Source organism: Psychrobacter sp. 1U1 (assembly GCF_051847535.1).
Classification (GTDB): Bacteria; Pseudomonadota; Gammaproteobacteria; order Pseudomonadales; family Moraxellaceae; genus Psychrobacter; species Psychrobacter saeujeotis.
In genome coordinates, this window is sequence record NZ_JBPYDD010000004.1 from 195,782 (window position 1) to 220,399 (window position 24,618).

Below are 24,618 nucleotides of genomic sequence, written 5' to 3' on the forward strand. Positions count from 1 at the left end.
GCCTTCTCTAATGTGATCGCCTATGTCTAACGCCTCTTCAAAAAATAGTAGCGCTGCCACGATACCTATGCAGCACCCTACCACACCGAATATCCACGCATCAGCTATCACACCTGCCAAGATCAACTGGCAGATGGACGATACGGGTAATAAAGTGCCGGTATCAGGTGAGTTTGATGATGTGTATTTTTCGCATGCCGATGGCCTTGCAGAGTCGCGTTATGTGTTTTTGGCACACAATCAGTTGGTTGAGCGACTGACTAATCTTGCGCCAAGGCAATGCTTTAGCATCGCAGAATTGGGCTTGGGTACTGGGCTAAATTTGTTGGCAACGTGGCAGCTATGGCGAGAGCTGCGTCATGCCCATCCACACTTGGCAACAGCGAAGCTACACTTTATTACCACAGAAAAACATCCGATACCGCTCACAGATCTTACCCAAATCTTAGCTTTATGGGCACAGCGTGCGCCTGAGCTGTCTGTGCTGACTGCGCAGTTTTTAGCGGCTTATCCGCCTCTGATCGCAGGATGTCATCGTCTAAACTTCCTCGATGATAATTTGACTGTCGATATGTGGTTTGGTGACGCAGCTGATAGTTTGTCCAAATTGGCATTAGACGCCTCTATCAAGCCAGCACCCTACATTGACGCATGGTATCTGGATGGCTTTGCCCCTTCTTGTAATAGTACATTGTGGGCTGAAAACATCTTCGCACAAGTACAGCGTCTCTCCTACCTTGGCACGACCGCAGCTACTTATAGCTGCGCAGGTATCGTCAAACGCGCACTAAAAGACTGCGGCTTTGAGATCAAAAAAGTTAAAGGCTTTGGCCGTAAACGTGAGATGCTCACCGCCATCATGGCTGAGTCTACCGATTTGTCAGATAACCGTAGTGATGCTCATGACTATCCTGATAATCAAGCTATTAATAGCGCCCATAGTATTGTCATTGGCGCTGGTGTCTCAGGCTTAATGACAGCATGGTCGCTAGCCAATCGCGGTATTAATGTCACTTTGCTAGATAAATCAGCGCCTCTAGCAGGTGCATCAGGCAATCCTCGCGCCCTACTCGCGCCTAAGATGACACCGATTCATCATGTTGATGAGCATTTGCATAGCATCGGTTATCTCTATAGCAGCCGTCTATATCGACAGCTTAATAAAAAGGCTGCAAAGCAAAATACAGCGCCCGTACTTGAGTTAACTGGCGCACTAGATTTGCTGATAAAAGCCAATATCGGCACAGAACAAATTGCAGACTATCCGAACGAGATGGCAACCACGCTATCGCTTGCGCAAGCACAAGAGACTACCGGATTAAAAACGCAAAATTTATCAGAGAATTTGTACTTACCACAATCCGGTTTGGTCAACCCTCAAGCATTAAAAAATATAATACTGACCCATCCGCTCATCTGCTTTCAGCAATTAGACGTTAGCAATATTAACGAGATGGAAAGCTGTGTTCGTATTGAAGGCAGTAATCAGGACAAAGGCGTGATGACTATTAGTGCCGATAATGTGGTGGTTTGCGCCGCTTATGAGAGTCACAAAATAGATCAGCGTATTTTTGATTGTCGTAAAATTCGTGGTCAGCTTTCGTGGTTCACGCCAACCACCAAACAGCTCACAAACCTACCTAAAATACCGCTTAAATATAGCGGCTACTGTGCCGTCTTTACCGCGCAAGCTGATGATAAAGAGTTGAATGATGTGGTAGAAGGTGCAGCGCATCTATTATTAGGCGCTAGCTTTATACGCAATGATACAGACACTGATATTCGTAATGAAGAGCACCATATTAGTCGTGAAAAGCTCGTCTCTGCCATTCCTGAGATGGAATCGGTTATTCCAGCCGATAGCAGTCTATGGCAGGGGCGCGCCGGCGTTCGAACTCAAACCCCTGATTATCATCCTATCGTAGGACGATTAGCACAAAGCCGGCGTACTTGGGTTATGAGTGCGATGGGCGCTAAAGGCTATGCGTTAGCGCCCATATGCGCTGAAACGCTTGCAGATATGATGCTAGGATCTTTTGCACCATTGTCAGCAGCGATGCGCGCGCGCCTGTCGCCCAATCGTACGCGCTTACAGACGCCGCTTAGTTAACATTCAAACCTGGTTTCAGCTTTGTTATGACTGAGCTTTTCACATTCTTGGCTATTTTATAGTATGAAGCTATAAAGTTGTTTCTAATAACGAGAGGTATGTAATGCCCTACCACCAAACCACGCTGACCCTGCCTGCCTATGCGCGCGGCATTCATATCATAACGCCAATGATTGAAGATGCGATTCGTAAGCTAATACCTAATTCATCTCAAGTAGGTCTAGTGCACCTATTTTTACAGCATACCTCTGCCAGTCTCGCGATTAACGAAAATGCTGACCCAGATGTCAGACTAGATACTGAAGATTGGCTGAATAAAATTGCGCCTGCTAATCAACCCGAGTACCGTCATACATTAGAAGGTTCGGATGACTTGCCAGCCCATTTTAAAAGTATAATGCTTGGGGTCAGTTTAACCATCCCACTTAGCAATGGCGTATTGGGACTTGGCAGGTGGCAAGGCGTATATTTATGCGAGCATCGAGATAACCTTGATAAGTATGGCGGACAGCGACAGCTCGTTATTACCGTAAGTACTTAGCAATATGTTGTTATCCAACAGCAGATGACAGCTCACTATGCTCAAATAAACCCTTTTAATGGAATAATAACCTTACTATGAAAGCCCTTGCTATAGCGTCACTAAAATCCAAGTCCTACTTGCGTGTTTTTCCCGCCTTTCTTTTTAGTGGGCTGATACTGACTGCTTGCCAAAAGACACCAGAACCTGAAGCAGCTAATGAGCCACAAGCTGAAACGACCACCGTTCAAACTACGTCTGTTAATAATGACAGTGATAGCAATGACAATAGTGCACCTATAGACAGCTCTCAAAACTCGGTTGATTCCACCGAAAAGTCAAAGAACGATGTTAGCGTAAACGAGCTTGAAAACGATATCGAAACCGTAGAAGTAGAACCAAATACAGCAGACCTGACTCCTAATCCAGAACAAGCTATTAAAGGCGCACAAATCACTGATGTCATTTACAAAAACGCGGCAGGTGAAACGTTATCCGTCGTCTTTGAGACCTCAGCAGCAGGCGTACTCAATGCCCTTGTCACTTTGCCTAACAAACCGACTATGATGCTCAGCGCACCCGAAGGCCAAGGCAATAATCCAACTTATCGTTCTACAGATGGTCATATGCAGCTGGTCACTCACGCAGGTGGTGGTAGCATCGACCTTATTAAAAACAATAATGTCACAAGCTTCGATGCTATCAGCGCTGATGCTGAAGTCGTCACTGAGTAAATTGTGAAAAGACACATAGCTTAAGCCTCTTAAAAATAATATTTTAAGCAATAAAAAGGCGGCACACGTTACTATCGTGTACCGCCTTTTTATTGCTTTCTTTTAGCCAAAACCCGTTGTTTTACCAAACATAGCGACCAGCCAGCTCATCACGGCCCACAATCCCCAAACAACAAATATCAAAACGACTAGCCCTAATATGTCAGGTATATGCAGATAGAGCCAAGCCACGATAGGATTGCGCCAAAAGCGACTTTGCCGCTGCTTGTCTTCTAATGATTGATGTAAAAATGGCCGATCCATATGCATGGTTTCAGTGATGCCATACTCATCTTGTAGGTGCTGATGTACGATGCCCAAGGTCTTACGACTAGGACGTATAAAGATATCCAGCAGCGTCCCAATACCAGGTACAATGCCAACCACCATATCAATTAGCGCCAGTCTGACTGCTGGCGTCATCTTATGTGCTGGGACGCCTAGCTGACGACCTAATATAAAAGCATAGCTGGTCAACGCGAGTCCCGCCAAATCTCCTGCTAGTGGAATGGTCGAAAGCGCCGCATCAGCGCCCATCCCTTGCTTAGTAAACGGCACGCGCACGAGCGAATCCATAGTGTTGGCAAACTTCGCCAATTTACGTTCGGTAGCAATGACTTGCTCGCGAGTCAAACCATGCTCAGCCAGCTTTGCCTGATAATCGACGCTTGGACCATTGAGGTCAACCCGCTTTCTCGCTTTTGACTTTGAGAGCTTCTTGAATTTATCCATTAAAAGTCGTCCATAAACAAGCAATTGCGATAAGCGCAAAGACGTAGCGCCCGACCCATATATTGGCTAAAAATGCCTGAAAGCAAGACATCGCATGACGAGTGGCACAGGCGCTGTTTTGCTTAGCAAACATCATTGCGACCAACGCTAGTCCAAATACTGGAGTGATGCCCAGCGATGTCGGCGCAAAATAATGCCACATTACCACGCCCATAATGAGCAAAAACAACATTTGCAGTAACGAGATGATAACGACATCATAGCGGCCAAAGAGTATTGCCGTAGATTTGACTCCAATCTTTAAATCATCCTCACGATCCGCCATGGCATACTGGGTATCATAAGCCACCGTCCAACACATATAAGCTATAAACAACAACCAGCACCAAATGTCAGGCGCACCTTGCACCGCTACATACGCCATTGGTATCGCCCAGCCAAACGCTGCAGCCAAAAACACTTGCGGTAAGTGCGTAAAACGTTTCATAAACGGGTAAATAAAGGCCAGTATGACTGCTCCTAAAGACCAATAAAATACTTCGATGGGCAAGAAAAACAATAGACTGGCACTCAATAATACCAACACTAAAAATGCAGCAATGGCCTCTTTAGCAGATAAACGTCCATCTGCTAAAGGGCGACCTTTAGTACGACTGACATGACCATCGACTTTACGATCGGCAAAGTCATTAATCGCACAACCTGCCGCCCGCATAAAAATCGCGCCCAGTGCAAATAATATAAATACCTTTAGGCTGGGCAGACCTGCCGTTGCCCCTTGCTGCTGCGCATGGCCCATAGCAGCCAGCATCACGCCCCAAAGTGTGGGCCAAAGTAGCAGCTCTATACCGACTGGCTTATCAAAGCGTGTCAGCTGCAAATAGGCGTGTAGTTTGTCTGAAAATGTCATGGTATTTTAATTATCATCAATAAAAAGTTATGTATGCGGCTTATGTTTTTGGTTAAGATTACTGGACTTGCTGCCATAATTTATTGGCTTCAATCAATGATAGCTCAGGGTATTTTTTACGCAGCGCCTTGATGGCTGCCACTTTATTATTTTGCGTTGTTTGAGCTTGCTTATGCAGATAAGTTAAATACTCTTGTGAGCCTCTTAGTGCTTTAAGAGACGCTTCAAGCCGGAGAATCCGAGTACGCAGTATGATATTTATCAATAATAACCCTGCTCCCATCACCCATATGATTAACGTCGACATTCCTTGCTCCTAAATCCATGAGTCCTAAATATATTCCAGCAGCACGGTAACGTTCTAAAACTGGATTGCCTAGATATCAAACAAAATAACCATCAAAACGTACCGCTTCATTATGCCAACTCTCACTTGGTTGTTGATTGGCAAGTGGCGGTGCAAGCTGTGGCCGTTTTACCACCACGCGGCCTTGTTTGTCGCTATTTCTGACGATAGCTTGCGCACTTTGTAGTAGTTGACACTCTTCGTCCATTGTCGGCGGACGAGCCAATTGGTGTAAGGCTTGCATATGCTTGCCGACTTTGGCGCCTTTGCCCGTCTTACTATCTTGATAGCTGTCTTCTGGAAACATCGGATCCAAATATACAACGTCAATTGACTGTTGACTGGCGGCTGTCATCTCTGCATTTGACTGCGTAAAATAACTTAGCGCATCGGTATTGATGATTTGCAGACGGCTCATCAGCTTTTGCCAATTCGGTAGTGCATTCATACGCTGCTGCTCTACTAGTAGTAGCAACGCCATTAAAGGTTGCTGCTCAAGCATAGTGACTTGAGCACCGGTGCTGGCCAATATCAAGCTGTCGTGACCAAAGCCTGCTGTTGCATCGATAACGCGGCTGTCCGATGTAACTTTAGCCGCTTGCAGCAACAGCTCAGACTTACGTCCAGCGCTTACCACACGGCGCTGCAATTTATCCCATTCTGGGGTAACGCTCAATCCATCACTCAACCACGACAGCTTGTCTTTTTCATCCAATAATAAAATGGGTAAAGTGGACATTTGACTTAATTGCTTGCGACGTTTTTGATTGAGCTTTTCGGCAAACAATTTAGTCATTAGGCTGATGGGGAGTTGATGCTGTTCTATCAGGACGTGCAGGCGCTCAATCTGGGCTTGCTGATGCTCGCTGACATAAAGCAGTTGGCAATGACTTTGCGCACTAAGATTGTTAGCTGCTGGTAGCGACGCGCTCATGACTGCCCTTCTCTTAACGATTGATAAGACCATAAATCATAGTGCATGTTTAACCTGCCATTTGATAACCAAACAACCAAGACGCCAACAATACTACCACCCCAGTAATAATACGTAACCATGCAAAAATCGTAAAGTCACGGCGGCTTACCCAAGCGACAAGCCAGCGAATACAAAGTAGCGCTACAATAAAAGATACTACTGTGCCTACGCCTAACACCAGCCAATCTTCGCTACTGGTCAACACATTGCCATGCTTAAGCAAATCTAGTAATGCGGCACCAACGATGACCGGAATCCCCAAAAAGAATGAAAATTCTGCTGAAGCTTTACGTGAAACGCCAAGCCAGAGCGCACCAATGATAGTCGCACCTGAACGTGATGTACCTGGTATCAGCGCCAGACACTGAAACAAACCAATCATCAACGCTGTCTTTAGACTGACGTCTTCGGCCTCACGAGCAATGATCGTTTTGGGACGTTTTTCAACATAAAATATCAGCAGACCACCGATGATGAGCATGATAGCAACAGTAATAGGATTAAATAAGTAGGTTTTGATCTCATCAGCAAAAGTAAAGCCTACAAGCATCACAGGAACAGTAGCGACAATCAAGCTCAGCCCCAGCTGTCTTGGGTTACTCATACCGTCAGCTTTGCCCGTCAGCAGACCCATCAACGCTTGCCACAGCCTACCCCAATAGTCATAAATGACTGCCAAAATAGCACCAAGCTGTACCACCACCACAAACAAATCGACTTTATCTTTAGTCCAAAAATTCATTAAATCGGCAGATAGAATTAAATAACCCGTGCTAGAAATGGGTAAGAATTCAGTAATGCCTTCAACGATACCCATGATGACAGCTTGAATTAACAAGAGTATATCCACAATTATTTTCCTAAAAACAGACCTATTGGCCGTCCTATATTGTCGTTGCTTTTATAATAAGTTACACATAGCTACTATTGCCCATCTATATGCATTCTCTTAAATGAATATATTAAGAGCTATGCTTTACCTTGCTCTTTTAAGGTTTTCCATGCCTGATTGCGCAGATACTCTGGTAGCGCTTGCGCAGCCTCTGTACCGCCAGTACTCATAAATTGAGCAATACCTAATTGACCAATCACCACTGCAGTAGGCCAGACATCATCATGACATACTTGTCCATCATACAGTGTTAAGAGCGGTGCACCATTACCAACGATAGCAAGATTAAGCGCTGTCTGACTGTCATAATCCAGCAACCGCTCAGTACTATCGCTATTATCGACTGACACCGGCTGCATTATGGCAACGGGGTATTGCTCTGTTTCTTCTATTTTATATTGGCCAAAATAGACTTGTTGCATACGTGCGTCGAGGGCACTATATACGTGCGTCACGCCGTACTGCTGATACGCACACTGGGCTATGGCTTGTAAGCTAGACACACCTACACAAGGCAAATCATGTGCCACAGATAATGCTTGTACCACTGCAGTATTAATTCGAATACCGCTGAATGCACCAGGGCCACGGTTAAAGATTAATGCTTGTAGGTCAGCAAGATTGAGATTTGACTCAGACAGCGCTGCATCAATCATCGGCAAGATTTGCTGGGTCTGCTGACGTTTACCCGTCTCTGTATGGCTCGACAGCACTTGCCCACTCGCATCTAAGATGGCGATCGAACATTGATCAAACACGGTATCCATTGCTAAAAACATTGTAACCTCGGTTTATACTTTTGGCACTATAGTCAGTCCGCTATAAGATATTATAGCGTCTCGTTTGCAGTATTACCTCTACACTCGGTTGCTTTATAACAGTTTAAACTTATACTACTTCTATAAAAAATCAACTATAATCGATTAGATCTAAGAATAGATTAGCGCTGCTGGGATGAATTTTGCGCCACCTCTGAGACAACAGTACGCAAGTAAAATTTATACCAGTAGCACGTTTAAACTTATAACAATTTCACTTTGGACGACTATATCAAAAACACCCAAATAAAATTGGGCCTATCATAGCATTTAGAATAAGCCATTTTATGACTTTCTACGTTTTTCATACTTTATTCATCAAAAAATTTGCCTACAGTTTTCATAAAAAAAACCCAAAACTGCCTTAGCTTTGGGTTTTCATCAAAAAGAAAACTTACAATAACAGAAACTTGTCACTGGTCTATTAAAAACGCTTTTTAAAATTCTTAGGCGTCTGGTTTTGCAGCTCTTGCATCTGTTTTTGCATCTCTTCGGTGCTAGGCATATTATTGGGATCAAGGCCCATTTGCTTCGCCATTTGTTGCGGGTTCACATCTTTGGGACCGCCCTGCTGACCGCCACCGCCAAATAGAGGACCACCGCCCCCAGCTCCGCCGCCACCGCCCATTAATCCTTGCATCGACTTCATCATCTTACTGATACCTTCAGGCTTTGAGATCATTTTCATCATTTTTGCCATTTGTTTATGTTGCTTTAGCAAACGGTTGACGTCTTGAATCTCACGGCCAGAGCCTGCGGCGATACGGCGCTTACGGCTTGGATTGATCTTATCTGGATTTTTACGTTCAAATGGCGTCATAGAATTAATCAACGCTTCCATTTCACGTACCTTTTCCTCAGGCTTAGCGTCTTCGACTGCCTTTTGCATGTCTGATCCACCCATACCAGGCATCTTATCAAGAAAGCCCGACATACCGCCCATATTTTTCATTTGTTGAAACTGAGTCAGTAGATCCTCAAGGTCGAAATCACCGCCCTTTTGCATCTTTTTCGCCATTTTTTCGGCTTTGTCGCGGTCGATTTTTTGCTCGACTTCTTCAACCAAACTTAGTACGTCACCCATACCAAGGATACGCTGGGCTATACGCTCAGGATGAAAAAGATCTAATGCGTCTAGTTTTTCGCCGCGACCTAAGAACTTAATCGGTTTACCTGTAATCGCACGGACAGAAAGTGCAGCACCGCCACGTGCATCACCGTCGGTCTTGGTGAGGACCACACCAGTTAATGGCAATGCGTCGTTAAAGGCTTTGGCAGTATTGGCCGCATCTTGACCCGTCATCGCATCGACCACAAACAAGGTCTCAGATGGATTAACCGCCGCCGTCAGCGCCTTAATCTCATCCATCATAGTGTCGTCAATGTGCAAACGACCAGCCGTATCGATGATTAAGATGTCTTGATACTGGATCTTGGCTTCTTCAATGGCGCGCTTAGCAATATCAATAGGGTTTTCATCAATGCTTGAATTGACAAACTTGGCATTTACTTGACCGGCGACCTGCTCAAGCTGTTTGATCGCTGCTGGACGATATACGTCCGCTGAGACTAACATGACTTTTTTCTTTTGGCGCTCTTGTAGATATTTGGCTAATTTACCTGCAGTAGTGGTTTTACCTGCACCTTGCAAACCTGCCAGCAAGTAGACTACAGGCGGTTTACCTGTCATCTCAAGCTGCTGATTAGCGCTGCCCATCATCTCGGTCAGCTCATCATGGACAATCTTTACAAAGGCTTGTCCTGGTGCTAGCTCTTTGAGTACTTCCGCTCCGAGCGCTTGCTCTTTGACGCGTTTGACAAAATCACGGGTTACTGGCAAGGCGACGTCAGCCTCTAACAGTGCCATGCGCACTTCGCGCAAGGTGTCTTTAATGTTGTCTTCAGTCAGTTGTCCTGTGCCAACGATATTGCGTAGGCTTGACGACAGACGTTCTGTTAAGGTATCAAACATAAATAACTCTCAGTTAAACAGTTAAAATATTTTTATCAAAAGGCTTTTTATCAAAATATATACAGCCAAAAAGCACTTTATTAATGAGGGACTAAATAAAATAGTTTGGAATACTACTCACTTAATTTGTGTACAATTTATCCAAAAACCACCACTTATTGATACTAGCGTATAATTTACGCTTTTAGCATTTGTAGGTTTGGTAACAACTGCCTTAATAGTCATAAAGAATAATGAAGATGATTCTCAATTAGCCTTCATTTTATGATAAATTGAACGATTATTCTAATAATACCACTTTAGCAATAAATTGAGCGGCGATTTTGCGCTCATTATGGGATGAGGTTTTTTACCAGTGCACCTTGTGTTTATCGTTGCCAGTATGGCTTATATATTGGTCAGTATCCATATCAGTTGGGCACTGACAAAAAATCACCTTATACATAAGGGTTTAAGCCTAGGTTTATTAACCGTTGGTATGCTTGCCCATGCCGCGCTATTGTACCCGTATGTCGTTACGTTATATGGATTAAATTTTAACCTATTTAATATAATCAGTCTCATCAGTCTATTTTTCTTATTCTTTTACGTACTCTTTTGCCTGTATCGCCCTATTCTTAGTCTCGGTATTTTAGCGGCGCCGTCGGCACTTATCGGCATGACGATAGGCTATGTTGGCCGCGCACCCTATCAACCGTTAACTGATGTAAGCATCGGACTTGAAGCACATATTTTATTGTCACTGGCCGCCTATTGTGTCCTGCTAATGGCTGCCCTACAAGCGCTATTTTTACGTCTGCAGATCCGTGAACTTAAACACCACACCATTCATCGCTTTTGGGTGAACAAACTACCGCCTCTACAAAGCATGGAAAGCCTATTGTTCGATATGATATTGGTAGGCTTTATCATACTAAGCATTGCGCTAGGCATTGGCTTTATCTACGTACAAGATTTAATGGCACAGCACATTGTACATAAAACAGTCTTTAGCTTGCTGTCATGGATATTGTTTGGCGTACTATTGATAGGTCATTGGCGCGCAGGCTGGCGTGGCAAGCGAGCGGCTAACATTACCTTTTATGCTTTTATCTTATTAGCAGTGGGCTTCGTTGGTAGCAAGTTTGTTTTAGAGCTGGTGTTATAAAACACTCTCTTTATCAAAACTATTTAATCACCAATTACCGACAATCTTTTTTAATTAAAAACCACTGTTTTATTACCTGTCACTATAACTCGGTTTTGCACATGCCAATTTACAGCGCGAGCCAATACATTGCGTTCAATATCACGGCCAATAGCACGTAACTCTATCACACTTTGGCGATGAGTCACACGGTGCACATCTTGCTCAATAATGGGTCCTTGATCAAGCTCCGCAGTGACATAATGCGCAGTCGCTCCAATCAGCTTAACGCCTTTTTCATAAGCCTGACGATATGGGTCAGCCCCCACAAATGCGGGCAAAAACGAATGATGAATATTGATAACCTGCATCGGCCAGCGTTCGATAAAGTCAGATGATAATATCTGCATATAACGCGCCAATACTAACAAATCATTACCTGCCATCAATGTATGAATCTGCTCTTCTGCCTCTACCTTATTATCTTTAGTCACTGGTACATGATGAAACGGTATACCGAAGTTTTCGACCGCTTGGCGCAAGTCAGGATGGTTACTCACTATCGAGGTAATCTGACAATCGAGCAAACCTCGCTGATGACGCCATAACAAATCTAATAATGCATGATCAAACTTCGATACCAAGATACCAACTTTCGTCTTAATTGCATTGTCATGTAGACGCCAAGTCATGTTGTGGCGCTTGGCAACAGTATGTGCAAAGCTGGCCTCAAAGTTTTCAATAATCTCACTTAAACCTGCTAATGCAAACTCCAGACGCATAAAGTATTGCCCGCCTTCATGAGCGGTAGAGTATTGGTCAAGGGAGATAATATTGCCGCCATAGCGATGAATGAATTCTGATACTGCCTGTACAATGCCTGCTTGATCGCGGCACTTAATCAATAATGTAGCGGTATCAATAGCATCGAGAGGGAATGATGCATTAGACACAGCGTGCGATAAAGCACTTGATGAAGTCGTCGTTTCAGTATCTGACATAGAGCACCCAACCTAAAATAGAATAATTGCTTTTTGTATTTTAATAACCACTAAGAGCGTAGCAAATTCACTATTCTAATTGTTTTTACCACTTTTTGCTGAATGTATTTCGTTATTGAGATTATGTATGAATGTAAAAACCCCCAACGCGAGGTTGGGGGTTTTATTAAATGTTAATTACTTGAACAATATTTGTTAACTACTAATCAACTTTAAGCACTCTTGAGAAACTAAAACCATTATTACTAACATCAATTGTAGAGCCTATATCAAATGCTTGATCAAAATCTACAAAGAAGGATTCAGTACTTGTGCTTGGAGGATTACTAGGCACACCGTTAATGGAAACGGCGTAGCCTGGTTGATAAGGGGATAAAGATACGGTGGTTTTGTTAGTCTGATCGTTAACGCTTACGCTCATACTGTTAACACAAGTAGCTCCGCCAGTGCCAAATGGACTGCTACCACCTATCCAAGGGTTAAACAAGTTCGATCCTTCAACTCTCAGATCGTCTGCTAGATATGGCAAACCATAATTAATACTTTGTGTGTTTTCACTACCGTTTAAGAATGTAGAGGCATCAAAACGTACTTTCACCCAGTTCGAGTAGCGAATAGGATAGCGAATCTGAAAATCAGCACGACCTTCTTTATCAGTGATAAACGAATAACCATCGTCTGATACTTGACCACCAATGATAGCGACTGGATTAATGGTCTCTAGACTTTCATTATTGTTGATATCATCATCTTTATCTAAGGTATAGTTATAGTCAGGATCCTCTGTAGGCTTCCAGCTAGATTCAAATATAATCGGTACTTGTTCAGTAAAGGTACTGTTTATAAAACCTAAGTCTGTATAAGAAATATTGCTATCTAATAGACATACTCTGCCTTGTGCATATTCGATAGCATAAGACTTAATCGATACTTCGGTATCAGTGACCGCACGGCCCGAACCATCCATAACAGAGATTGAGCCCTGTACTGTGTAATAGATATTGTCAGAAGATAACTTATTACTGAACGCTAGGGTAGTATAGACCGCCTCTTCTGAGACCGTAATCTTCGCCTCTTTGGTACCAATTCCTGCATTGTCATTCAATAAGCGCGCATTGACTATAACGCCGCCAATAGGTGAGCTGGCGTTTGCTAGATACACCACACGCGCCTCACCTTTGCTATCAGTCACTGCTGTAGCTGCAGATAGACGACCAGCTGATAAGTCAGCAGCCCGGCTAAAGACGACCGTTTGACCTTCTACAGGAACATCATTTCTATCCTTAACCGTAGCAACAACTTCAGTGCTACCGCCTGGGGTAATAACGGATTTTACTGCTTGGAACAGCATTTTTGCAGGCGTTGTCGCTCTAAAACGAGTATCTACTGTTGTTTGGTACTTTAGCCCGCCGCTAGTACCATTACTAAATATATTTAGCACTCTTGCTTGCAGTACAGCCGTACCTGCAAATTGCGACTCTAAAGTGACAGGAACTGTAATGATATTGCCGTTGATATTACTAGTTGTAATGTTTTTAGTAGTAATAACGGTATTATTAGTAAACTTGCCTAATGTTGTTTGCACCTCTACTGCTTCACCGATAAGAGCTGCCGCTTGTTCTGCAGTATCAGTACGGACTTGAATGCTGACCGTCTGAGGCTCATTTACGTCGTAAAACTCTTTGATATCGACAAAACTGATACCTGCACGTGAGATTTTGACGAGGTCGATACTGTTGGCGCTACGCTGCGTAATTAATTGACGCTCGCCTACTGCCCTAGCAAATACTCGCAGATTACCATTATTATCAAAGCTTAAAGCAGTTTCCCGAACGTTGAAGCTGGCTTCTCCGTTAGCATTAGTAATAGTAGCATTAGTAATAACTTCTCCATCACTATTTACTAGCTCCATATTAGCATTGCCAATGGGCAAGCCTGCTCCGTCTATTAACGTAGTAGTGATAACTGTACTACCACCATCTGCAAGCTGAGTTGCTGACGCAGCAAGCGTAATCTCTGTGCCAACTGCTGATAAGCTTAACGACTTCTCCTCACGCACTTGCATACTAACATTACCATCCTCGTCATATTGCGGCGTGACGATTTTGGCGTTAATCACGACACTATGGTTAAGGCGTGCATTGACATTATTAGCCGTTAGTAACACACCAACATTTATCAAACCGCTAGCATCAGTGGTTACCATGCTTGGCGTAGATAGAGCAGCGCCGCTAGCTGCTAAGTTTTCTATACTTAATTGAACTGGCACCCCTACTAAGATACCACCACTGCTATCGGTTACGCGGAAAGTGGCGCTAGTTTGATCGCCACCGGTGTTTAAAGTAGGTTTGTCAGAAGAAGCTAGAATTTGATAGCTATCAATACTAGTAGAATCTACAGCTACAATGTAGTTTTGCTCCAACTCAACTTTTTCAACAGTTGTTGTCTTGGCAGTTAAGCGAATACCAGCTTCTTCTAAAATAGCTTGGTTGACGCTAGCACCGTCTGTGAGTGTAAGATCAAAACTAGCGACGCCATCGTTGTTAGTCGTGGCTTTGCCATTAGCAATGCTCACGCCAGTCTTAATAGGATCATCGACATTTAAGCGCACTTCACGTCCTGCGATACTACCTTTTTTATCAGTCACGCGTACAAAGACTTTGAACGTATCCCCTTGAGTGTTAACTACTTTGTTTGCACCAATGCTCAAGCTCTCTTTGGTACCCGTTGGTGTAACGGTGTTAACGGTAACGGTTTGCGTAGCGATATTACTACTAGAGTCAGCAGCTGATAATCCCACGACGAAGCTACTACCAATAGCCGCCTTTTGCTCAGTGGTTAAGTCGTTGGGTACAGCAATGCTAAATGTCGCTTTGCCTGAGTTGTCAGTGGTCTGGTTACCACCAGAGACCAAAGCAACTCCTTGACGAACAATAGAGGCTGGAAGAGCAAGGAATACTTTTTGTCCATCTACAATATTGCCTTTACTATCCTTTGCAATAACCTCAATCTGACTCTCACCGCCATTTAAATTAAGTGGTTTTAATGCACTGCCTAGTAAAGAGATAGCGGCGGTCATAGATTGTACTTTAATTTTGACCTGCTGCTGCTTTCCAGTTAATGTTTCTGTTAAGGTAGCAGTTAATACTGTTTTGCTAAGCGCCTCTTTTTCTGCATCTGTTAATCCGCCTCCTACCACAACATTAAAATCAACCAATCCATTGTTATCTGTATTAGCAACAATATTTGATGAGCCAGTTTGATTATTGATGGTTAATAAACTTGCCAACGACTTATCGTCGAGGGTAAGTTTGACTGGTTGATTGGCTACTTGTTCGCCAGATGACTGGTTATTGAGCTGAGCCTGTATTTTAGCAACACTACCAGCATTATTAAGAATATAGCCTGCTTGGTTATCAATATTATTTGTTGCATTCAAAATGTTTAGAGAAACGGTAGGAGTAACGATATTAACTTTCTGTATTTCAGACTTATAAGTAATATTATTTTCAACATAAAATAGTTGATAATTGATTCCAACACTTTTGAGATCAGCGCGCTGCTTGGCAGTTAGGTCATCTGGTATTTGAACGGCGAAAGTTGCATCACCGTTGAAATCTGTGGTCGCCGTCTCTTGAGCAATAGTGACACCATAAGTTTGTGCTTTAGCGCCTAGTTGAATATTAACTTTTTGGTTTGCAACGGCCTGCGTTTTATTGCCTTTAGACGTCAGCCTAATATTAATATTACCGTTACCACCAAGCTCGCTAATCGTTGGGGTAGTAATAGAGGCGAACTCAATACTGGTGTCTGGTTGTTCAACCTTGATGGCCTGAGTAATTTTGGCTTGAGTACCATCTTCATCAGTTAAGACAGCAGTATAACTGATGCCAGACTTTATCAATTGGTCACGCTGAGCGGCTGTCAAGCTTTGATCAATTTTGACCGTGAATGTCGCTACGCCAGCATCGTTAGTATCCTGCTGATTACCAACGATAGTTACGCCTGCGCCTTTATTGATAATTAGCTTTACTGAGCGAGCATTTGCAGCGCTACCATCTTTACGTTTACCAATAACCTGTAGCTTAAACTGCTCATCTAAGACGCTAACGATCGCTGGTACGCTTTTGGCTGTCAATGTTATATCACTTTGTCCAATGTCCGAGCCAATAGTAATGCTTTTACTACTTGCCGTACTGCTAACGCCAGAATCTTCCACAGCGTTAATACTTAAGACAAAGCTTGCCGCTTTTTCTAATGATAATTTTTGTGCTTCATTCAGTCCTGAAGGTACACGCACTATATAGCTTACAATACCCTTATCATTAGTAGCTTGTTCAGCACTACCGTCAATAGTCAATAAGCCTTTACTAGTCAAAGCCGTTGGTAGAGTCGCTGAAACCAATTGATTGGCTACTGCTCCTCCATTTTTACTATTGACTCTAAAACTAATCACTGCACTACCACCAGAGCTTGAGATTTGTTTTTTGTCACTTCCTTCAAAACTCACTACGTTCTTTGCAACTGGTATTTCAACTGAACTTTTAAATGTTTTAGGAGTGATTGAACGATTGGGTTCCGACAATGTCACTGTATAGCTGATGCCATCTTCAGCGAGCATTTTTCGTATAGACTCCTTAAGGTTAGGTGCTATCGTCAACGCAACAGTCGCTTGACCTTTATCATCTAAAGTCAGCTGATTGGTTGCCAGATTCACACCATTAGGTGCATCATTAAGCTTGACAGTGACTTTAGCGCCGTTAATATTGGTTGATACGCTACTATTTTTTGGCTTAGCAGTAAAAGTCAGCTGTTGTGTATCACCATAAGCACTAAGTGGCTCTGCGCTATTGGTCATGCTTAACTCATAGTCAGATACAGGCAACGCTATAGGTAAATAGCCTGTATCTTGTTTGGTAGCACCATTTTGCTCTTGGATACTGATAGCATATGCAATTCCTTCACCTTCGAGCAATGCAGTAAGCTCTTCTTGCAATGCCTCAAGCTTATCCGCATCTTCATCTGTCCAAATATTCTCTTCTATTTTAATATTAAAGGTTGCCATGCCATTAGCATCAGTAACTTTACCATTACCCCCTACGATAGATATACCCTTAATACTATCAATACCGAGTCCAACTTTTACATCTTGAACACGAGCACCATTGTTGTTTTTAGCAATGACAGTCAGCTGGGCATTATCTCCATAAGGGTTTAGAGTATTATTAGAAACTGAAATTGTGCTTAATGAAGAGGTGATTTCAAGCTTACTTTCAGTGACTTGTGTACCATCGCCACTGCCTTCTTTGCTTACTGAAACCTTCAACTCTTGCGGTGCAACAGCTGTACCATCTGCTTTCTCAGCAGTAGCCAATAAAGTAAAGCCTTTATTTATCAGTTCGTCTTTGTCATCAACTGCTTGCGGATTGAGCTTGAGCGTATATACAGCATTACCGTCATTATCGGTAGCTTGAGTACTCTGACCTTCGATAGTAATGCCGTTGGTTTCAGAGTCATTTACTTTTAAAGTAACTGCTTTGCCAACCATTGCTCCACCAGAGTTTTTCTCAACGGCTTTAACAGTAACAGTAAAGAGAGTTTCTTCATCCGATAGCTCAATAATGGATGGTAAGGTAGTAAGCTTTTGCAAAAAGAAATCAGGTTCAGTATCTGGAACTTGTTCGCCCCCACCATTATTCCCATTACCCCCGTTACTACCACCTGATCCTGGCTGCTCAATACCTAAATCAGGTGCAGGTGCAACAGAATCTACTGTGTCACCATCACCCCCTCCACCACAACCTGCTAATGCCAATGCACAAGTCAAAGAAGTAAGTTGAAACAGCTTAGAAGTAAAAGGTAGCGAGCTATGTGACATGTTTTGGACTCCGAATCCGAATCAGCTAAGATATGTTCAAAAATACGAGCAAGAATCGTACCCAATCTATAAATGCATAATAAAAATAGATAAAGTTACATTCTGTTTACTCTATATATATAATGTATTAAAATTATAACGGTAACCTTACTGACTTTTGTTGTAACTTACAACTAAAAATTATACCTATAAGTTAAGTAATCAATCACATAGCAGTGTCAATTCAAGGTATAATGACGCTTCTATAAGACGATGTTTATCGTAAAATGATTTGAGTATTTAATGATTTTATGGTATAAATGTCGGCTTTAAAATTTTCTGAATTGGTCACTCTGTTATTTGCCTTTATATGACAGTAAAACCAGCTCAACCTTCATATAGTTTTGTTTGGTGCAAAGCTGCTGCTTGCTGTGTCCATGCCGCAAATACGCGCAACTTGCCCAGACTGGTATGAGAATCCCTCATACCGCATAGATTAGGAGTTCGCCATGTCTAGAGTTTGCCAAGTGACTGGAAAGCGCCCTATGGTGGGTAATAATGTTTCGCACGCAAACAACAAAACCCGTCGTCGCTTTCTACCAAACCTTCATAACCATCGTTTTTGGGTAGAGTCAGAAAACCGTTTTGTTCGTCTACGTGTGTCTACCAAAGGTATGCGCATCATCGACAAAGTTGGTATTGATAAAGTGTTAGCAGATTTGCGCGCACAAGGTCAAAAAGTTTAAGCCACGCGCTTATCACCACCATCTAAAGGAAAGCTATCATGAGAGATAAAATCAAGTTGGTATCGACTGCTGGTACTGGGTATTACTACACTACCACCAAAAACAAGCGCACAATGCCTGGCAAAATGGAGATCAAAAAGTTTGATCCTAAAGTACGTCAGCACGTGATCTTTAAAGAAGCAAAAATCAAGTAATAGTGATTGCCTTATTATTTGACCATAAAAAAGGGTTTATCAATTGATAAACCCTTTTTTATGGTCTGTAATTTAGCTTTTTATGAATAAACTGCTTTAATTTCGTTCATGGCGCATTTAATAATCTAAACCCTAACTATAATGCGTGGGTTCTTTATCATAAACATGCGCATGCCATTGACTCATCTGTTTTTGCATGATGACCTGAATCGCAGCATGAATCATATGTTGACCGATCGCTTGAGTATCACTACCGAGCAGCTCTTTGAGCTTGTCCGAAAAATCAATCGTCATCAATGGGATGTCGTCCTGCTCAGCATCACGTAACAACAATCTGCCGTCATCACTTTCTACCAATTCAAGAGTCGTTTCTTTACCAAATCCTGCAAACTTATCTTGGTTGTCGTTGTCTACTTCTATCTCATTATCGATATCGTATGGCATTTAATATGTCCTCAATTATACTGTCTCATCGTTGCATAGAATTTTTCGTCTCAGGACAATATGAGTAAATGTATCATACTCATACAATGGACGCTTCGACGCTATAATTCAAGGGCAATAATGCAACTCCTGTGCAATAACAAACATTCAAAGGGATTATACTAGCCCACTAATTAACGCCAATAGCGTAACTTTGCTAAGGTAAATAGCAAAGCGACAAACATACCAAGGTAATACATCAGCTTAAGCTCTAACGCTGGATCACGGTATTTGAAAGGTAAAGCAATGGTGGCAGTAGCAGTAGGTATAATAATGAGCATCAATAGCCAGCTTTCAAAAACGTGTAACCAGCCTTGCAACCCTGTACCATGACTTAACGACGCCAATCCTAATAATAGACAAGCAATGATAAGACTGGTAAACAAAACGTTGGGCAGATCTTTTGGGTAAATAATATTCGCAATACGGGTGGGCATAATTTGCATATAAAATTCCAGTCAAGACTAGGGTATATCCTCAATCTGAACGAGTGAACCTCTGATAAGCTAAAAATGAGGACCCGCCCTAAGATCATGACTTAACAATGATAAAAACCTATAAATGGTATGAAATCTAACTATAAGTACCCATCAACCATAACATTGCAATACAGGAAGTCAGATAACCTAGACTTATCGCATTCCAGCCTGCAATGTCAGTACCATTAACCTTGTTAAATACACGCGCGCCAAGCCAAAAAAGTAACGGAATACCAACTACAAAAGCAGGGACTATCACCGCAGCATGGCGTAACACGTCTCCGACATCATCCCCCACCATTAAGCGAAAACCATATCCAGCAAGGCTTAGTATCAACGAAAATACTGCTAGGCCAATGGTGATTCCTTTGGGTACTAAACTGCGTTTTTGTTGCTTGTCAGGCGAATTCTTATCGCTTGTTACTGGTGAAGTTGGCTTATCCATAATATACCCTTATGTGAGGTAAAAATATTCTTACCAGTATCTTTATGACGGCTAGTTTGCGCTATTTACTAAAGACAACTCTTGACGCATGGCCGTGATAGCAGCTTGATAATCATCTTGATTAAAGATAGCAGAACCTGCCACAAACATATCCGCACCAGCTTCAGCGATAGCACGAATATTGCTCGCTTTAATACCACCATCGACCTCTAATCTAATATCATGGCCGCTCGCATCAATACGCTGACGGACTTCGCGCACCTTATCTAGTGTGCTTTCAATAAACGACTGCCCACCAAATCCAGGATTGACGCTCATCAGTAAAATTTGGTCGACTTTATCCATCACATAATCTAAATAATGCAGTGGCGTAGCCGGGTTTAGTACCAAACCACATTTCGCGCCGCCATCTTTGATTAGTTGCAAGGAGCGATCAACATGCCCACTAGCTTCTGGATGAAAAGTAATAACGCTAGCGCCCGCCTCCAAGAACTGCTCAATCATACCATCGACTGGGCTAACCATCAGATGTACATCAATGGGTGCATCAATACCATAATCACGCAACGCCTTACAAATCATACTACCAAAGGTCAGGTTCGGTACGTAATGGTTATCCATTACATCAAAATGTATGACGTCGGCTCCCGCTTTTAAGACAGTATCCACTTCTTCGCCCAAACGCGCAAAGTCAGCAGATAGTATTGAAGGGGCGATTAGATATTGTTTAGACGGGCTAATCATAATTGAGCTACCTAGTTAATGTTTTGATGAATTGATAAGTTTGGTAAATTGATAAAAACGAGAAGGCTTACCTCAACATTATTAATGCTAGATAAACCGATAAACTTTCTATTCTAAAAAATAATGTCTTGAAAGCTTATGCTTTGAAAACTATACCTCTAAAACTGATGACTTTAAAATTGCTGTCTTAAAACTACTATCGTGGCTTGTATTGGGTTTTACAATAGGCACGGCCTACTTCAAAAGATCGTTTTGCTTCATGCTTAGTGGCGCGACCGGTTACACGTTGACGCCATAAACGAAAAGATGAGGGTTTTAGCTGTTGACGCATCAACTTGATAACATTAGCTTCACTAAGTCCATAAGTGTGCTCTATAGCGCCAAAAGGCGTTCTATCTTCCCATGCCATCTCTATCACACGTGATATTTGCGCGGCATCCAGTATTTTATCAACCGCTAGAGTATCTGATCTTGACTGCAACTGATCTGAGCTCACAATATCTAATCTAAGCGTGTCTTTGGCCTTATTATTGGTTGCTTGTTTTTTTCGTAAAGCTGTATCTATGTCAGCCTGCATAGTAGCAAGTGATGATTGAACATGCTGCTGATTATTTAAGCGCTCACCTATGGATGACGCTTGATGATATACCATAAACTCTTACCTTTTATGCATGAAGCATTTATTTAACCAAGCTCTATTTTACATCAATAATGGAGCTTGGTTGAACTATCCGCTAAGCCATCTATCTACAGTACAGTCACAAAAACTGCTTTATAAATAATAGTTTAGAGTAAATTTAGAGATAAAGGTAAGTAAGTAACTAACTCAGCTGCGCCATGCGCCAATGATGTTCAATATGATCATTGATTACGGTTTGGATAAAGTAATAGCTGTGATCGTGACCTGCTTGATAGCGTAGTGTTAACGGCTGTTTGGCCTCTTCACAAGCTTCTTGTAGCTTAGGCGTTTGTAGCTGCCCTTCTGCTAAGAAGTTATCAGCGGCACCTTGGTCAACTAAGAGACTTGAATACTTACGACCGACGCTTTTGATCGTTTGCGTTGCATCAGCTTGCGTCCACTGCGCTTTGTCATCGCCAAAGTATTCTGTATAAGCGGCCTCCCCCCATGCTGACTCACTGGCCGCGCTTACTGGAGACAATGCCGACACACTGACAAACTTACTTGGAAATTTAAAACCGAGTAATAATGCGCCATGACCACCCATAGAATGGCCTGTGACACCGATACTGCTAATAGGAAACTCAGAACGAAGCAGATCATATAACTCATCAACGATATAACTTTGCATGTTAAAGTTTTTAGCCCATGGCGCACAAGTTGCATCGACATAATAGCTTGCGCCTTGACCAACAAAATAACGCTCATCGTTTGGCACGTCATCATCTTCGCTACTTCTAGGAGAAGTGTCTGGCGCGATAAATATCATGCCAAGCTCGCTACATCTTTGTTGAAAATGCGCTTTATGAGTGACGTTGTCAGCATTACAAGTCAAACCTGATAGATATAAGATGGCAGGACAATCCTTTCCTGCTAGCGCCTCATCTGGCAAATAGATACTAAACGTCATTGACGTTTTGGTCGCTGTCGATTGATGACTGTAATAATGCTGTTCGCCATCAAAGCAGCGATTCACGCTTTTTTGTGTGAGCTGAGTATTAGTAGATAAACTGTTGTTATAAGAATTGTTCATAATGACTATCCTTTTTTATTGAACTTAAAATAAATCATGCTTTATCGCGTCAACCAATAAGACAATGATAACATTTTCAGAAATGACGGACGTAGTGATAAGTAAAACGAAAGATACGTCATTGTGAGCAAAATCAAACGCGCGATCACATAAGATGATAATAGTGGCGAGCATAGTAGATCGCTACTATGACTTAAACAAAATGACGCTTATTCATTACTTTGCGCCGGACATAGCAGTGCTTTTATTACTATTGATAGCATCATCATTGATGGCATTATTATTAATAGTATCTTCAAGCATTGCGCCGCTGGCTTCCGTATTATTAGTAAGATGCTCTACCGAGGAGCGCGTTTTATCAAACAATACTTTTTCAAACGCTGGTAATGCTGTCTCCATCAAACTACCGACGACCATTTGCGGGTCTGATGACTCAAAGCCCATAAAGTTTTCGCGCTCGCTAACACGTAGACGCGCATCCTTAAAGGCTGCAGCAAAACTGGTGTTTTCACGTAAACTTTCTGCAAAAAATGCTTGACCAAAGTAGGTCATCTCAGCCGTATTGGTACAGCCAAACGACATCTTATCAGCAGCTGAGGCAGTAATTATCACGGTAGTTGGCGAAGCCAACTCATTAATAAACGAACCAGAGTAGCAAGCGGACACTACAATCACACGCCAGCGAATACCCGAAGCGTCAAGCGCCTCTCGTAGCCACGTAGCATCTAAATTATCCATCTCAAGTGGCGGGTTAGATAAATGAATAAAGTCTTGGTCACCATGTGAAGATAACGCCATGAATAGAACATCTTCGTCAGCATCCATTTGCTGACCGATTGTTTTTAATCCCTGTAAAATACTAGTCTTAGTCGCGACTGGCTCGTCCAGCCAGCTATAAGTATTGTTGATGAGCGCCAATGATTGACCACTAGTGCCAAAGCGCACATCAAACAATTCTCGCACCTTATTTATTTCAGAACGAAAAACGTTTTGCTCAGAGAACCCTGCCACTCCCATAAAGTACCAGTCATTCTTGCCAGCTACATTTGGATCAATACTTGTTAATGCTTGTTGTAATAGACGTGGCTGCTCATACAGTGCTGCCTCCTCTAACACAGGCTGTATGGGTATCTGCTTAAAAATAGGTTGATCTGCGACATTACGCTGCCAAATGGTTAGTAATGCTACCGCTCCCAATAAAATAGTAATGCGCTCCCACCAGGGGGTACGCTGTCTTCGGGCAAATATCCATAACAATGCTAATGTTTGCCACAAGAACAACACTAAAAACAATATCGGTAGAAAAGAATAGCTCCAATCCGGTAACCACCCATGACTACCCAAAACCTGTACGATGCTCTGCAGCAGCGCAGATAATGTGTCAGCTACCAACCATAGCACCACTGGTACAAACACCAAGGTATGATTACCAGAACGCCGCGCCAGAACGATACCGACCAAAGAGATAATAGCAGGCCAAATTAGATAACTGACCAATCCTTGCTCATTAAAGACACTACCAGCTTCAGCAGCCAACCAAGAAAATAAAACGTTGCTGCCTAACGCTAATAAGGCAAATAGCACAAATTGTATAAATGTTGGCTTTACCCAAGAAAACGCACGCGTTGACCCTACCAACATCCAAAGAGCAGCAATAATATTGGCAGCGAAGTTGAGTGAAAAGCGCTGAAGGGAAACGGTTTTTAGCGACGAGAGTGGCAAAGACTTAGACCTCTATCTAGTCGAGACAAATGGTTACCATCATATTGATAACATAACCTC

22 protein-coding genes are annotated in these 24,618 nt (G+C 42.6%); 6 read left to right on the forward strand and 16 right to left on the reverse strand.

Annotated elements, in window-relative coordinates:
- Window positions 1–22 precede the first annotated feature (22 nt).
- The 3 genes from mnmC (at window position 23) to ACS8FB_RS07525 (ending at window position 3,364) form a co-directional block, all read left to right on the forward strand.
- Window positions 23–2,110: an FAD-dependent 5-carboxymethylaminomethyl-2-thiouridine(34) oxidoreductase MnmC gene (gene mnmC / locus ACS8FB_RS07515; protein ID WP_439261821.1), complete on the forward strand. Its 2,088-nt coding sequence runs from the start codon at window positions 23–25 to the stop codon at window positions 2,108–2,110.
- 103 nt (window positions 2,111–2,213) lie between these two features.
- Window positions 2,214–2,651, forward strand: a complete 438-nt coding sequence (locus tag ACS8FB_RS07520) for a secondary thiamine-phosphate synthase enzyme YjbQ (RefSeq protein WP_439261823.1) — start codon at window positions 2,214–2,216, stop codon at window positions 2,649–2,651.
- Window positions 2,652–2,728: 77 nt separating this feature from the next.
- The gene (locus tag ACS8FB_RS07525; RefSeq protein WP_439261824.1) at window positions 2,729–3,364 is read left to right on the forward strand and encodes a hypothetical protein; all 636 of its coding nucleotides are present in this window, start codon (window positions 2,729–2,731) and stop codon (window positions 3,362–3,364) included.
- Between the two features lie 102 nt (window positions 3,365–3,466).
- Here ACS8FB_RS07525 and ACS8FB_RS07530 read toward each other — a convergent pair whose 3' ends face one another.
- From ACS8FB_RS07530 to ffh, 7 genes are all read right to left on the reverse strand, one after another.
- Window positions 3,467–4,135: a DUF4112 domain-containing protein gene (locus ACS8FB_RS07530; RefSeq protein ID WP_439261826.1), complete on the reverse strand. Its 669-nt coding sequence runs from the start codon at window positions 4,133–4,135 to the stop codon at window positions 3,467–3,469.
- A complete protein-coding gene (gene ubiA / locus ACS8FB_RS07535; RefSeq protein ID WP_439261828.1) occupies window positions 4,128–5,045 on the reverse strand; it encodes a 4-hydroxybenzoate octaprenyltransferase in 918 nt (305 codons plus the stop codon). Before ubiA ends, ACS8FB_RS07530 begins: the two co-directional genes overlap by 8 nt.
- A 58-nt stretch (window positions 5,046–5,103) precedes the next feature.
- Entirely contained in the window at window positions 5,104–5,352 is a 249-nt protein-coding gene (locus ACS8FB_RS07540) for a hypothetical protein (RefSeq protein WP_439261830.1), read from the reverse strand.
- A gap of 76 nt (window positions 5,353–5,428) precedes the next feature.
- Window positions 5,429–6,325 (reverse strand): class I SAM-dependent methyltransferase, encoded by an 897-nt coding sequence (locus tag ACS8FB_RS07545; RefSeq protein WP_439261832.1) that lies wholly within the window; start codon window positions 6,323–6,325, stop codon window positions 5,429–5,431.
- A gap of 49 nt (window positions 6,326–6,374) precedes the next feature.
- Entirely contained in the window at window positions 6,375–7,217 is an 843-nt protein-coding gene (locus ACS8FB_RS07550) for an undecaprenyl-diphosphate phosphatase (protein WP_439261834.1), read from the reverse strand.
- 119 nt (window positions 7,218–7,336) lie between these two features.
- On the reverse strand, window positions 7,337–8,038 hold the full coding sequence (gene tsaB / locus ACS8FB_RS07555; RefSeq protein ID WP_439261836.1) for a tRNA (adenosine(37)-N6)-threonylcarbamoyltransferase complex dimerization subunit type 1 TsaB: 702 nt from the start codon (window positions 8,036–8,038) through the stop codon (window positions 7,337–7,339).
- A 463-nt stretch (window positions 8,039–8,501) separates the two neighbouring features.
- Entirely contained in the window at window positions 8,502–10,049 is a 1,548-nt protein-coding gene (gene ffh / locus ACS8FB_RS07560; RefSeq protein ID WP_439261837.1) for a signal recognition particle protein, read from the reverse strand.
- A 382-nt stretch (window positions 10,050–10,431) separates the two neighbouring features.
- Between ffh and ACS8FB_RS07565 the strand changes: the two genes are divergently transcribed.
- A complete protein-coding gene (locus ACS8FB_RS07565; RefSeq protein ID WP_439261839.1) occupies window positions 10,432–11,196 on the forward strand; it encodes a cytochrome C assembly family protein in 765 nt (254 codons plus the stop codon).
- Between the two features lie 50 nt (window positions 11,197–11,246).
- Here ACS8FB_RS07565 and purU read toward each other — a convergent pair whose 3' ends face one another.
- Window positions 11,247–12,176 carry a formyltetrahydrofolate deformylase gene (purU, locus tag ACS8FB_RS07570; protein ID WP_439261841.1) on the reverse strand — a complete coding sequence of 310 codons (930 nt, stop codon included), beginning with the start codon at window positions 12,174–12,176 and terminating at the stop codon, window positions 11,247–11,249.
- Between the two features lie 202 nt (window positions 12,177–12,378).
- Entirely contained in the window at window positions 12,379–18,054 is a 5,676-nt protein-coding gene (locus tag ACS8FB_RS07575) for a beta strand repeat-containing protein (RefSeq protein WP_439261842.1), read from the reverse strand.
- A gap of 488 nt (window positions 18,055–18,542) precedes the next feature.
- On the opposite strand from ACS8FB_RS07575, the gene rpmB reads away from it, so the two are divergent.
- Together rpmB and rpmG are read left to right on the forward strand one after the other, a co-directional pair.
- Window positions 18,543–18,779, forward strand: coding sequence for a 50S ribosomal protein L28 (rpmB, locus tag ACS8FB_RS07580; RefSeq protein ID WP_075100488.1), 237 nt, complete (start codon window positions 18,543–18,545; stop codon window positions 18,777–18,779).
- A gap of 38 nt (window positions 18,780–18,817) precedes the next feature.
- Window positions 18,818–18,973 (forward strand): 50S ribosomal protein L33, encoded by a 156-nt coding sequence (gene rpmG, locus ACS8FB_RS07585; protein ID WP_010201403.1) that lies wholly within the window; start codon window positions 18,818–18,820, stop codon window positions 18,971–18,973.
- 132 nt (window positions 18,974–19,105) lie between these two features.
- On the opposite strand, the gene ACS8FB_RS07590 is transcribed toward rpmG, so the two are convergent.
- From ACS8FB_RS07590 to ACS8FB_RS07620, 7 genes are all read right to left on the reverse strand, one after another.
- Window positions 19,106–19,417 carry a hypothetical protein gene (locus ACS8FB_RS07590; RefSeq protein WP_439261844.1) on the reverse strand — a complete coding sequence of 104 codons (312 nt, stop codon included), beginning with the start codon at window positions 19,415–19,417 and terminating at the stop codon, window positions 19,106–19,108.
- 173 nt (window positions 19,418–19,590) lie between these two features.
- The gene (locus ACS8FB_RS07595) at window positions 19,591–19,902 is read right to left on the reverse strand and encodes a hypothetical protein (protein WP_299217542.1); all 312 of its coding nucleotides are present in this window, start codon (window positions 19,900–19,902) and stop codon (window positions 19,591–19,593) included.
- Window positions 19,903–20,029: 127 nt separating this feature from the next.
- Window positions 20,030–20,380: a hypothetical protein gene (locus ACS8FB_RS07600; RefSeq protein ID WP_439261846.1), complete on the reverse strand. Its 351-nt coding sequence runs from the start codon at window positions 20,378–20,380 to the stop codon at window positions 20,030–20,032.
- A 51-nt stretch (window positions 20,381–20,431) separates the two neighbouring features.
- Window positions 20,432–21,124 (reverse strand): ribulose-phosphate 3-epimerase, encoded by a 693-nt coding sequence (gene rpe / locus ACS8FB_RS07605; RefSeq protein ID WP_439261848.1) that lies wholly within the window; start codon window positions 21,122–21,124, stop codon window positions 20,432–20,434.
- A 196-nt stretch (window positions 21,125–21,320) separates the two neighbouring features.
- Window positions 21,321–21,569, reverse strand: a complete 249-nt coding sequence (locus tag ACS8FB_RS07610; RefSeq protein WP_439262134.1) for a TIGR03643 family protein — start codon at window positions 21,567–21,569, stop codon at window positions 21,321–21,323.
- 376 nt (window positions 21,570–21,945) lie between these two features.
- Window positions 21,946–22,836, reverse strand: coding sequence for an S-formylglutathione hydrolase (gene fghA, locus ACS8FB_RS07615; RefSeq protein WP_439261850.1), 891 nt, complete (start codon window positions 22,834–22,836; stop codon window positions 21,946–21,948).
- A gap of 216 nt (window positions 22,837–23,052) precedes the next feature.
- A complete protein-coding gene (locus ACS8FB_RS07620; protein WP_439261852.1) occupies window positions 23,053–24,558 on the reverse strand; it encodes a C13 family peptidase in 1,506 nt (501 codons plus the stop codon).
- Window positions 24,559–24,618: the final 60 nt, after the last annotated feature.